We start from the raw sequence: 13,333 nt of genomic DNA on the forward strand, positions 1-13,333 counted from the left end.
ACAGTGCTAATTCGGAGTGCTATAATATAATCAGAACAAAGGAACAGAGAAGCACCAAAGGATCCGGGTGCTGAACCCTCCGTCCCCTTGCTCGAAGCAATGGAAACAATGTGACGAGTAAAAAGGAGGACTGACCTATGTTGTATCCAAGCATTTTCGGTGAAAATTTATTCGATGATTTCTTCAGATTCCCTGATTTTGGCAGAGATGTGGAGAAGAAGCTGTACGGCAAACACGCTGCACAGGTAATGAAGACCGATGTTCATGAGCATGACGACCACTATGAGATCGTGATCGACCTGCCGGGCTTCAAGAAAGACCAGATCAATCTTGAGCTTCAGAACGGTTATCTGACTGTCAGCGCCGCAAAGGGACTTGACAAAGACGAAAAGTCAAAGAAGGGCAAGCTGATCCGTCAGGAGCGTTATGCAGGCGCAATGCAGAGGAGCTTCTACATCGGTGATACTGTTACCGAAGCCGATGTAAAGGCTAAATTTGAGGACGGTGTTCTTAACATCTGCGTTCCGAAGGCAGAGCCAAAGAAGCTGGAAAATCACAAGTATATTGCCATTGAGGGATAATACCTCGCTAAGTTCATATCCCAAAATAATACTCCCCGGAGCTGTTCATATGAGCAGTTCCGGGGAGTTTTTTACACTTTAGTGCAGTTTTTGTGCTTATCGACCTTCTTCACGATGTTATATCTGTCACCGCAGTATGAGGTTACGGAAACTGTTATCGCTTACTGCATCGCCAACAAACCCGACGATTCAGACTATGTTATCCTGCCTGTTTCCAACTTCGATGCTTACTTCGGAAATACCAGCTTCAGCCACAAGTGGCTCAATTTGTTCCCTGATACGCTGCTTGAACGTGATAAGCAGAGCTTTGGGGTGTGTAGGTTAAAATTACAGATTAATATCATCTGATTATAACGTCAGAGATCTTGCAGTGAAAGCTGTTTGAATTGCTTCTCAGCGATCCTTGCCAATGCTGTGACTATTCTTACAGCATTATTCTTCTGATCTTGCTTATAACGTGTACAATAAACGCCCTAACCGGGAAAAGATCACACCACAGATGAACATATAATCTGTACTTGGTATCGGTAACCTTTATCTCTTTTCCATTTCGGATAACGGCAGTAAGAACGCCGATAATGTGTCTGTCCTGTATGCCGTACTCCTTCGCCCAACGATTATCCCCACACATGACATAGTCATCTCTGCGGACCTTGAGTACCCGGTGCAGGATGTGTTTCCCGTTATCACGCTTATACAACGGTACATCATATTTTTTCAGTCTGTCATGAACGGGCTCAATGACAACCAGATCCCTGTCCTGCTTGATAAGCGGCATCATGCTGTCGCCCTTGTTCGTATATATAAGCCTTCCGTTTTTTTCGAGCTGTTCCTCGAAAGACGACTTATTCATCTATCGCACCGATCTTCCTGAGCTGGTCAATGATATTCTTAACATCACGCTCTATGACATCTTTGGGTGCGTCATACCTTGCCGCCATTTTCTCAGTGATCTCGGAAAGAGTGGTCTCCTGTTCAAGACAGCCGATAATAAACCCGGCTGGCTCATTGCTGCGGACCAATCCTGCAAATTTGCTTGCTCCTGTAGAAACAATGAGCTTCTGACCATTGTCATCGTGTGTTAAAAATGCACTGTTAAGTTTCATAATATCTATCCTTTCATTGAGTTATATGCGACTTCTGCCGCAGAAATATCCATATTGCAGGCAAGCTTGTACAGCAGAACTTTTTCTGTCAGCTTGTCCACAAGATTTAGAGTCTTGATCATTTGCAGAGGATCCTTAGGACGGTACACCTGCTGTAAGATCATAGCATAAGCATCAGATTTACCAATTCTGGCAATACTGTTCTTATCACCTCGGGTAAGTATACATATGGCTCTCAGAGGAGCTGCTGTATTCGTGCCAAGCCTGTGCTTTCCGTTATAAGGAGTGCCATATGCTGTAACGCCGCTGTCAGTGATCCTGAGCATTGGCTTGTCATCATTTACCATAACAGCCCTGTCACCAAGATACTCTCTCCACAAGCGTGTATGAGTTGACTTTCCTGTGCCTGATCTTGCCGTAAAGAGGTAAGCCTGTCCGTCAACAGCAATTACAGAGCCGTGAAATACAACTGTGTCGCAGTCGGGCATTTTTTCAGCTATTTTTCGGTATACTGCCGTTTCCTCAAGCAGTCCCTCCGAAAAGTTTGGCATTGGCAGGCCCTCATAAGCATACTCTGAATCCGACTTCTGCTTTTCATATTTTATATCATCAGGTGTGATCTCTATTGAAAAATCTGCTTTTTCATCAGTCAGATAATCCTTGCAGTATTCATGGACTCCGTTATATATTGAGGTAACCTCAATGACTTTATCCGCTATCTTATAATTCTTCTTCATAGTCTGTTTCCGTATTTCCCCCTTTAAGGAGATCGTGCATCATTCTTTCTGTTGTCATTATTTTATAGTCAAAGCATTCATCCATATACAGAGGACATCTTTGTTTATAAAACGGCGTACATTGCGGCAGGAAGCAGCATTTTCCGCACGCTTCATCTATTTCTGCCTGACTGTAAAGCTCATCAAATTTTGTTTTATCGGTCACGCCGTCAAAGATATTCCCCCATACATTTTGTTCCAGAAGAGAATCACAGTTATTTAGTTCTCCGTCAGGACCGATACCTATTGTGGTATCCATAGAATCTGCTATACAGTAATTGACCTTGAACTTTGAATCAGCATTATGTTTTTTCTTAACTAATCCGATAGATGCAAAATACTCAGTAAGTGCAGCCATCTTTCCAAATAGTTCTTTTGTGGGTCTGCACTCATCAACGCCAAACAACGGAGAAAGATAAAGATTAATATTATGTATATCTCCTATATCGGCTTTTAACTGATCTGCAAATGCGGCAAGTCCGTCGATATTATTGCTGTCGACATTGCATCTGATATTGATCTTGAGTCCTTCTGCTGCAAGATAGCGTATTCCTTTTATTACAGTATCATAGTTGTACTTATCAGGAGCGCAGTATCTTTTTCTTCTTTCGTAGTCAGTTCTGTCACCGTCCAATGAGATCTGCACTCTCTTCATATTCCAGAGGCTGCTTATTTCTTTTGCGAGTTTCTCTGTAACAAGACTGCAATTGGTTATCATTGTTGATACAAAAGAAATATTATTTTCTTTCAGCTTTCGGCAAATATATGAGATCATTTCGTGACCTAACAGTGGTTCTCCGCCAAACCATTTTATCTCGATCTCGCCGTCCTGCCTGGTATCATTTATGAATCCAACCACTCTGTCCGCAGTCTCAGCTGTCATGGTTCTGCTTTTGAAGCTCTCTTCAAAGCAATAGATACACCTTGCATTACAGCCTGTTGTAGGCCAGATGGTATATGTACTGTAGCCCTTCTTTTTCCCGGCAACTGTTTTCATGATAAACACTACATTCTTGTACTGTCCAACCTCATCATATTCCGCTTCAACAATATATCTTGATACAACAAGCTGTTCAAGTCCGATTTCAGCAACAAACTTAAAGTTTACCGTTTCAGATCTGATCTGCTGAAGTGCCTTCCATTCTGCTTCAGTAAGCTCAATGACCTCTCTTGTCAGCGTATTGGTGATAAGATACCTGCCGTTTTCTGAATACAGATATGTGAACAGCGAGATCCGGAATCCGGCATCTTCGCTGATTTTTTTCCTGTTTATGATCCTTGTGACTCGGCTGTCACCTTGTCTCAAAATCCTGATATGATCACCGCCTTTATTTTCAGCAAAAGGCTGCACAGCAATAAACCAGCCGTACAGCCCTTGCCTTCGAGTTTTATCAGCTGATTGATAAGCTGACATTCAGCCGGCACACTCTAAAAAGGTGCTATGCTGCTGAATGAATTGGGATTGATCAAGCCCACTCATTTTCATCAATGTTTATGCATGATGTTGAGATAACATCCTCAGCCTCGAAAGCAATAACATCGATCTCAGGTGTAGTATACTTCATTTTGTTTCACTTCCTTCCCCGGTATATTTATTTATACAACAGTTTATACTGGTGTACACTGATAAATAATTATGCCCATTCATTTTCATCAAGATTCAGATTATCCGGTAATCCGTTGTTATCTTCTGTTTCGGGCACATCTGTTATTATGTTTTCGCTGTCAGTTACTCCCGTGACTTTCTCGTCAGCAGTCTCAGTCTCTTCCGGAGCGGAAGTTGTCTCACTGACCGCCGGAGTAGTTGTCGTCTGCGGAACTGTCGTTTCCTCAGCGGCAAGCGCAGTTGTAGTTATCACAGAGGAAGTTGTAGCTTCAGTATTCGTAACACTTGTAGTGACTACAGCCGAATCAGAGTGATTTTGTTCAGACGAGTTATCCTCGCCTTTGCATCCGCTTAGGCACACAGTTAATATCATGCCGGATATGAGAATAATTTTGTTTGTCATTTAAATCTCCTTATGAGAAATGCTCCTCAGCAGAGATGCCGAACTTCATCATCTCGGTGACTAGGTTCTTGAAGGTCTCGCTGGCGGAATTTTGCAGTCTGTTGTAGACATAGGACTCGATGCTGTACTGGAATGTGTTGCTTATCTGCTTTGAACCGTCGTATATCTTAGCGGTTATTACGCTTCTTACATCAGTGATAGCTATAGTATCAATGCTTGCGATGTAATAACTTCCGCTCTTTGTGAACTGTGAAGCAGGGATCGTCTTTGTGACCGTTGCACCGCTGCTGGTCTTGTATGAGATATTCAGCTTAACGTTGGACATATTCTGATTTACTGCGAATTTCAGTCTGTACATGAGCACTGTCTTGTTCTCGAAGGATACGTTCTTCTTGTCGAAGGTCGCTGTTGCTCCGGAGACTGCTGTTGACTTTTCTGCATTTTTCAGCGTTGGAAGTGTCTGTGTCCCCATCGCCTTCTGTGCTGCTGTAAAATCCTTGTTTACGAGGTTTGATGTGTTCTTGTCGAAGTGTACCTGAGCTGCTGCGCCATAATTCAGCATATCCACCAGCATCTTCTTGAAGGTAGCGTTATTTGAGTTCCGGAGACGGTCCATTGCGTAATCCTTGATGCTGTACTTATCCGTCTTTGAGGAATAAGTCACGCCGTTTTTGTCGGCACGGAGGACTGCGGTGAGGGTACTTCCCATATCCGTCGAGGTTATGCCGTCGAAGGTGAACATATAGTAAACTACGCCGCCGATAGTCTGCTCTTTGTAGTTTGTGAGCGTTTTCTTCACAAGAGTAGGCTCTGTTGCACCTGCTGCATACTCCTCCTTGGAGACGTCAAGGCGGATATTGCTGGATCCGGCGAGGCTTGACTTGGGAACAGCGTAGTACATGGACAGGTCGTTCTGGAACGAGCAGTTGTGCTTGAAAGCTACGTTATAGAGCGTATTCTCTGTCAGATAGCCGGGATTACCTGCTTTGTCGATACGAGCGTATGTGGCGCCTACTATACCTTCGTCGAATACTGTTCCGTTTCCGCCAACCAATTTATCACAGTAAGCGAACATTGCTTCAGATAATTCAACTTTGCCGGTGTTCCACTTATCTGATACCAGAATCGTTTTGAGTTCTGTGGTATAAATGAACATCTCGCTCATATTGGTGACATTTCTTGTGTCAAAGCTGCTCAGATCAAGTGTGCTGAGTTTGCTGCATCCATTGAACATCGCTCCCATATCAGTGACCATACTTGTGTCAAAGCTGCTGAGATCAATTGATGTAAGTGAAGAACAATTATAGAACATGTTATTCATATTCGTGACTTTATTTGTATCAAAGCTGCTAAGATCAATTGATGTAAGTGAAGAACAACCATAGAACATCTCAGACATATTAATGACATTACTTGTGTCAAAGCTGCTGAGATCAATTGATGTAAGTGAAGAACAACCATAGAACATCCAAGTCATATCCGTGACATTACTTGTGTCAAAGCTGCCAAGATCAATTGATGTAAGTGAAGAACAGCCACCGAACATACATGACATATTAGTGACATTACTTGTGTCAGCATTTTTAATGTCAATTGTTGTAACGTTACAAAAACTGAAAATGCTGCTGGAATCGGCAGGAAGGATAGCACCCTTTTCCGCAACTATCTTTTTTACGCTGATGTTACTTTTGTAATCATTAACATCACTTTTACTGATATTTCCTGCTTTAAATGTGAGAACGCCGGTACTCTTGTCAAATGAAACGGTGCTTACCATCTCGCTCTTGCCGCATACCGAACAGTCATGGTAATACCTATCGTTTTTAGCCAGATATCTCTCTCCCCACTGATGTCCCTTCATAGGTACGGTAGTACCGCTGATCTTCTTGCGATCACCGCAGAAAATGCACTCGTAGTAGTCATAGCCGTCCTCCGTGCAGGGAGGTACAGTCTTTACGATACCTGTATTATATTCATGAGAATAGCTGTTTCCGGGCTGGCAGGTGTACCATTTCGGATCAGAAGTGAAGTATACCCTCTTGCTGCCGTATCCCTTTGTCCTGTCAGCATATTTCACATCGCACCATCTGATCTCATCACTCTCGCCGTCATATCTGCAACTGAGAGCAGAAGATGTGCTGCTGTAGCTCTTTGAGCCATTAGTGAGAGTAAACGTCGGAGGTGGATAAACGGTGTCGGAGATATAGTAGGTTATGCCGTCATGACTATACGTCACAGGTGTTTCGCCCTCTACCTTTGTTACATAGTAATTATTCAGATCTTCCATAGACTTGAATGTAACATTGGAGTGCTCTTTTGCGTACTGCTCGGCTCCTGAGCCTTTTACGCCGTACAGCGTTACGGGATAGGTCTGATTATCGAAGCTATAATTATTGAACACTTCGTAATCTCCGAATTCCATATCCTTCAGCTCGTTATAGGACAGCGTAGGCGGGATGTAGAGCGTCCTGAGCTGTGGTGTGAAAGGCTCCGTGCGATAAAATTCCGAATTGGTCGTTTTGAAGTTGTAGCTTGCACCATTTGAAGAAGTAAGAGATCTTACACCATAGGGAATGTAAAGGCTTTCAAGTCCTGTGTTCTGAAAAGCACAAGCTCCGATCTTTTCAACTGTTTCGGGTAGCTCAAGTTCTTTGAGGTCGTAGGTATTGAAAAAAGCATTGGAAGGTATTTCCTTGAGATTTGCCGGAAGCTTTACTGATTCAAGGCCGGGCGAACTGGAAAACATGAATTCGGCAATTTCACAATCCGGATCAGTGAATACAACGTGCTTTACGCCCTCGAATTTATGTTCACCAAACTGATACCAATACTCATCGCTGAGCCTGAAATCCCATTCGCCTTGTATCTCAACAGTATCAACGCTGTTGCCGTAATACGTTTTGAAATCTTCATAAGTATAATTATCACTGAAAGAATAATAACCTTCAGAATCACCGGTCGATACTCCGAAAAACTGGAATTTCCAATAATACGCCATATTCCCGACCTCAGGACTGAATGTAAATCCGGGGCCGAATACTACCTTGTTCAGATCACAATTCATGAACCAGTATGCTGATTCTGAGTCCGCCCACCTTGCATTGCCATTGATAGCAAGGGTGCCTGTAATAGCAGAATTATAGAATGCTCTGTCGTAGATCACAGGTGCACCGTTGACTGTCACGTTTTTGAGTGTGCTTTCATTGAACGCATAATTACCGACAATGCTGACATTGGAGGGTATAGTTACACTGAGGCTATCATTATTTAACTTGTAGAAAGCGTTCCCAGCAATGCCGCTCACATCGCCGGGAACAGTATAGCTGTCTGCCTGCTTTGCATTGGGATAGCGCATAAGGTAATTACCTGGATAATTCCCGGTAGTATAATTCCTGTACAACACCCCGTCTTCTGCATAATATCCTGCGGTATTATCCTGTGCTACGACATACTCCTCCAGCGTGTAGGTATTCTCGTAAGGGTTTGTCGTCATGTTTTTAGTGATATAGCCTGTAGTCAGGTTTGTGCCTTCAAATACGTTAGTCTCGACAGTATTGAAGCTGGCATTATCGATATCGATGATCAGATCGGTAAGTCCGCTGTCCTTGAAAGCCTCACTTTCTATAGTCTCGACCTGATCCGGCACTGTGAATTCAGTAAGGGATGTACAGCCCTCGAATGCCTTTCTTCCTATTCTTTTGAACTCATCAAATCTTCCGTCATTGCTGAGACCGATCTTTCTAAGAGCAGTACAGCCTGTAAAAGCACAGGTAGATATCTCCTTAAGATCACATCTGTCAACGTATGCGGATATACCGTAATTTGAATACTTAAAGTCTGAAAAGACTATCTCTTTCAGTGAAGCTGCATTGTACAATGACCATGCACCGATGAGTTCAACAGAATATGGGATAGTGAGCTTTTCAACATAATTACGGTTACTGAGTTGATATGAGTAGTCTCTTCCTATCTCAGTAATACTGTAGAGCCAGCCTGATGCTTCATCATAATACGGAGCAGGTATCTCGATCTGTTTATCATTCGTTTTGAATCCTTTTATCCTGATAGAACGAACACTGGTTGTGCTATCGTAAGCAATGTTCTCGTAATCAAAATATGTGTTCATATACCCGTAAAAAGTGTTCAGATCTGTGCTATAAGGGTAGCCTAACGAGTCGAACTTCTTTGCAAATTTATCTTTGATACCAGCATCTGCGGTGATAGTGTTTGCAGGCTTTATGAGTCCTGCGGGGAAATAACCTGCGCTGTAGCCAAATACGGTCACAGCAGCAAGAACTGCCGCTATAAATCTTTTTGATCTCATAGTTTTACCTCCTTACGCCCATGGATCTGAACTTTCAGGTACTCTTATATCTGCAAGAAGAAACTGCTCCCAGAGATACCACTTGCCGTCCTTTGCCTTTCTCAGCTGAACTGGTCTTGGTGAATCAGCACCGCCTGACTGTATAAACAGCTTTGCATAGCCCTGTTCCTGATATGAGTATGGATTTTCACTTATATTTATCGTATATGGTTCTGCTGGAGTATAGTCATTCTGCGGAACTGCTCCCACAAAATAAGAACGCGGAACATAGTCTTTATCTCTGAATCTGTCCGCAATAAACTGCTTGTCATAGGCGGAAAGCGGCTGAGGTCCTTTTAAGTATCCCAGCATTTGCAGTGAGAGTTCTGAATTCTGCGGATAGAAGCACATTGCAAGTACCGTCAATGCTGCTGTATCAAAAGGATCAACAAGCTGAGCCTGAGTAAGTGCCTTGAATTCATCAAGTGAGTCGGGCAGTTTTGAGAAACTGATCTGTACAGTTTTGTTTGACGGCTGCTTGTCTGCGTCATTTGCGGAACTGTTAGCTGCTTGTTTCGGTTTGTCGAATAATCCCATAGTATTCCTCCTGTCTATATTAAATTAATAATAAAAACAAAAAAGCGTACCTAACAGAACATGACTATCCCGTTTGATACGCAAAAATCCACAAGGAGCGGCTTTGAAGCATGAATATCTATTTCCAGATATCTTAGTCACAGCCCTTCACCCCCGTAATGACAAATATACTATAATTAATTATACCATGAGCATTTATTCTTGAACAGTGTACGAAAGGGAACCCTGCGCATAGAAAAAACTACAGGATATTCACTGTTCTGTCTCCGTTTTGCACAAAAAACGGCACAGTATGAAACTGTGCCGCTGTTGATGATGTTTTTATGAGAAATGCTCCTCAGCAGAGATACCAAACTTCATCATTTCGGTGACTAAGTTCTTGAAGGTCTCACTGTCTGAGTTTTGCAGTCTGTTATTGACGTATGACTCAATGCTGTACTGGAAGGTATTGCTTATCTGCTTTGAACCGTCGTAGATCTTTGCAGTTATCACACTTCTTACATCGGTTATTGCTATTGAATCAATGCTTACAATGTAATAGCTGCCGCTCTTTGCGAACTGCGAAGCAGGGATAGTCTTTGTAACCGTTGCACCGCTGCTGGTCTTGTATGAGATATTCAGCTTAACGTTGTTCATATTCTGATTTGCTGCGAATTTCAGTCTGTACATGAGCACTGTCTTGTTCTCGAAGGATACATTCTTCTTGTCGAAGGTCGCTGTTGCTCCGGAGACTGCTGTTGACTTTTCCGCATTTTTCAGCGTGGGAAGTGTCTGTGTACCCATCGCCTTCTGTGCGGCTGTAAGATCCTTGCTTACGAGGTTTGAGGTGTTCTTGTCGAAGTGTACCTGAGCTGCTGCACCGTAATTCAGCATATCCACCAGCATCTTCCTGAAGCTTGAGTTATTGGAGTTCTGAAGACGATCCATTGCGTAATCCTTTATGCTGTACTTATCCGGCTTTGAGGAATATGACACGCCGTTCTTGTCGGCACGGAGGACTGCACTGAGAGTGCTTCCCATATCTGTGGAAGTGATGCCGTCGAAGGTGAACATATAGTAAACTACTCCGCCAATGGTCTGCTCGGTATAGTTTGTGATTGTTCTCTTCACGATAGTGGGCTCTGATGCACCTGCTGTATACTCCTCCTTGGTTACTTCAAGGCGGATATTACTGTAGCCGCTGAGGCTTTCCTTTGGAACAGCGTAGTACATGGACAGGTCGTTCTGGAATGAGCAGTTGTGCAAGAATGTAATGTCAGGTGAAAGCTTAGCAGTCAGTAAGCCGGGATGGGCTTTAGTGTCAATAACTGCATAATTTACATTGGTATAATACAAATCGTATTCTGTCCCATTTCCTCCAACGAGGCTCTCACAACCATAGAATATATCAGGCGCTTGAAAGCTATATTCATTGCTCCAGTCATCTGATACCAGTATTGTCCTTAGTGCTTCATCATAAAAGAATATTTTTTCGGCATATTCTACATACGACATATCAAAGCTGCTAATGTCGAGCGAAGTAACTGACGGACAATAATCGAACATTCTGTTCATATCGAGTACTCTGACCGTGTTGAAACTGCTCAGATCAATTGAAGTCATGGACTGGCAATTATTAAACATAAAGGACATAGCTGCAACCTTGTTTGTAACAGCCTTTGAAAGATCGATAGTTTCAACGCTCTTGAAATCCTTAAACATTTCTCTGGAATCCGCAGGGAAGTCAGCTCCCTCTTCAGCTATGACCTTCTTGACGCGCACGTCGTTCGCATATTGACGGACATTCTCCTTTTTGACAGCACCTTTGCTGAGCCAGAGGGTGCCGGTAGCCTCATCAAAGCAGACACCATATTCGCCTGTCAGATAACCAGGAGCTGCTGTTCCTCTGTCAACACGGGCGTATGCTGAGTCTATGGCACTGCTGTCAAATGCAGTACCGTTGCAGCCGACCAGGGAATTACAGCCTTTGAACATATTATCTGATTCATATACAGCGGAAGTGTCCCAATGGTCGCCGACGCTGATGGTTTGCAGAGAATTGCAGCCTTCAAACATCGACTCCATAGTCTTTACTTTTCTTGTATCAAAAGTCGCCAGGTCAAGAGCAGTCAGGGAGGTGTTGAAATAGAACATCTCCATCATATTTGTGGTATTGCTCGTATCAAAACCGCTCAGATCAACAGAAGTCATCTTCTGCAATCCGCCGAACAAATGATACATGTTAGTCACTCTGCTTGAATCCGCCTCTGAAAGGTCAATAGACTCAGCTTTAGTGAACCTCATGAACATACGGTCACAGTCCTTTGGAAGTACAGTGCCTTCCTCTGCAATAATATGCTTGATATTCTTTTTATTGGGATAATTCCAGATCGTACTGCGCTGTACATTGCCATAAAGATAGAGTGTGCCACTGGCTTCGTCCAGTCTTGTACAAGGAGCGAGCGTCAGGTATCCGGGAGCAGTATCTCCGCCGTCAATACGGGCATAAGTTGAATCGACACGATCCCCGTTATATGTTGTGCCTTGTTCACCTGAAAGATATCCGCAGCCATCGAACATACTCTCAATAACACTAAGTTTAGCGGCGCTCCATAGATCACCGACATAAATTGTTTCAAGTCTGGTACAATTACCGAACATCGACTCCATCGCTATGACAGAACTTGTATCAAAGCTGCTAAGGTCAATATAAGGTAAATAATTACAATTATAGAACATCAGGTTCATTGATGCGACTTTGCTTGTATCAAAGCCTCTTATGTTTAGATTTTCAAGATCGTCGCAGTATGCGAACATATAATCCATATCTACTACATTGCTGGTGTCAAAGCTGGTGAGATCCAATGATTTCAGCGCACTGCATCTGAAAAACATACCACTCATAACAGTGACTCTGCTTGTGTCTGCTTCTGAGAGGTCAAAAGACAATGCCCAACGGAAATCCTGGAACAGATTGTTGCAATCATCAGGGAAAATCGTACCTCTTTCAGCAGTGATATAACGTACCCTCGAATCATTAGCGTAAGCAAAAACATCATTTCTGTTTACAAAGCCGCTGAGCGTAAGGGTTCCGGTGCCTTCATCAAACGAACAGCAATTGTTATCACCATTATCAGGTTCTACGATGAAACTACCTTCGTCAGGCTCGATCACGATATGCGCCGGATGCCAATCTGTAATGTATTCCGAGTCTACAATGCTGTATTCTTGCGGCTCTGTGATCCTGCAGCCGTTATATGTGTATGTGCAGAAACCGCCAAGAGAAGTATATTCCGAGCTGTTCTGGTCAATAACGATCCTGGAGTTTTCTGCATAGAACTTACACTTCTTTTTCTGATCAGACTGTACATAGGCACAACCGCCGATAATACCACTGCCTTTCCCATCACCGAATCCTGCTCTGATATCAATATCAGCATCGATAATTGAAAGTGCTCCTGTGGTATGATTATCATATACACTCTCACAGTTGAGTACAAGGCTGCCGGGACCTTCGATTGTCACATCAGCACTGGAGTATATAAATGTTCCATTTGGAATGGTAACGACCGAATCCTCAGCAATCACTACAGTACAGTTCACTGTAGCACGGATAAGGGATTCGCCGGTGTAATAGTCATATTCAAGTTCTTTATTCGTGTAATCACCGGCAATAGAAATGGTCTCTTGAAGTGGATCGTAGCTGAAAACGCCGTCTCCGAGGATATCATCAGCATTTTCAGAAGTGATCTCTACTCCCGCTACTTCGATGCCTGAATATACTTCTGCATTTGCAGTTACAGCGGTAATAAGTGAAGTTGATACACCTGAAACGGCAGGCAGTCCACCGCATAAAACAGTCATTGTCAAAGCTGCCACCATAGTTTTTTTTAATACTTCCTTCATATTATCAGCTCCTTACTGAAAACGTTCTTCAGAATAAATTGCCTGATATGTGCTTTTACAAAGTCTTAACAAATCT

General features: G+C 43.1%; 10 protein-coding genes. 2 read left to right on the forward strand and 8 right to left on the reverse strand.

Features of this window, described 5'->3' with window-relative positions; translation table 11 throughout:
• Positions 1–137 precede the first annotated feature (137 nt).
• Entirely contained in the window at positions 138–581 is a 444-nt protein-coding gene (locus T488_RS0100765) for an Hsp20/alpha crystallin family protein (protein ID WP_002851770.1), read from the forward strand.
• A 114-nt stretch (positions 582–695) separates the two neighbouring features.
• Positions 696–929 (forward strand): hypothetical protein, encoded by a 234-nt coding sequence (locus T488_RS19145; protein WP_196243247.1) that lies wholly within the window; start codon positions 696–698, stop codon positions 927–929.
• A 76-nt stretch (positions 930–1,005) separates the two neighbouring features.
• On the opposite strand, the gene T488_RS0100770 is transcribed toward T488_RS19145, so the two are convergent.
• The 8 genes from T488_RS0100770 to T488_RS0100810 form a co-directional block, all read right to left on the reverse strand.
• Positions 1,006–1,434, reverse strand: coding sequence for a S24/S26 family peptidase (locus tag T488_RS0100770; RefSeq protein WP_028519140.1), 429 nt, complete (start codon positions 1,432–1,434; stop codon positions 1,006–1,008).
• A complete protein-coding gene (locus tag T488_RS0100775) occupies positions 1,427–1,687 on the reverse strand; it encodes a PqqD family protein (RefSeq protein ID WP_028519141.1) in 261 nt (86 codons plus the stop codon). The genes T488_RS0100770 and T488_RS0100775 overlap by 8 nt, the downstream gene beginning before the upstream one ends.
• Positions 1,688–1,692: 5 nt before the next feature.
• Entirely contained in the window at positions 1,693–2,424 is a 732-nt protein-coding gene (locus T488_RS0100780; RefSeq protein WP_028519142.1) for a hypothetical protein, read from the reverse strand.
• Positions 2,408–3,769, reverse strand: a complete 1,362-nt coding sequence (locus T488_RS0100785; protein ID WP_028519143.1) for a radical SAM protein — start codon at positions 3,767–3,769, stop codon at positions 2,408–2,410. The genes T488_RS0100780 and T488_RS0100785 overlap by 17 nt, the downstream gene beginning before the upstream one ends.
• A 328-nt stretch (positions 3,770–4,097) precedes the next feature.
• Complete coding sequence (locus T488_RS0100795; RefSeq protein ID WP_028519144.1) at positions 4,098–4,472, reverse strand: hypothetical protein; 375 nt, start codon at positions 4,470–4,472, stop codon at positions 4,098–4,100.
• Between the two features lie 10 nt (positions 4,473–4,482).
• Positions 4,483–8,796, reverse strand: a complete 4,314-nt coding sequence (locus tag T488_RS18485; RefSeq protein WP_051536091.1) for a leucine-rich repeat protein — start codon at positions 8,794–8,796, stop codon at positions 4,483–4,485.
• Between the two features lie 12 nt (positions 8,797–8,808).
• Positions 8,809–9,372 carry a DUF6935 domain-containing protein gene (locus T488_RS0100805; protein ID WP_028519145.1) on the reverse strand — a complete coding sequence of 188 codons (564 nt, stop codon included), beginning with the start codon at positions 9,370–9,372 and terminating at the stop codon, positions 8,809–8,811.
• Positions 9,373–9,693: 321 nt separating this feature from the next.
• On the reverse strand, positions 9,694–13,257 hold the full coding sequence (locus T488_RS0100810) for a BspA family leucine-rich repeat surface protein (RefSeq protein ID WP_028519146.1): 3,564 nt from the start codon (positions 13,255–13,257) through the stop codon (positions 9,694–9,696).
• Positions 13,258–13,333: the final 76 nt, after the last annotated feature.

The sequence above is a fragment of the Ruminococcus flavefaciens ND2009 genome (assembly GCF_000621785.1).
Classification (GTDB): domain Bacteria; phylum Bacillota; class Clostridia; order Oscillospirales; family Ruminococcaceae; genus Ruminococcus; species Ruminococcus flavefaciens_C.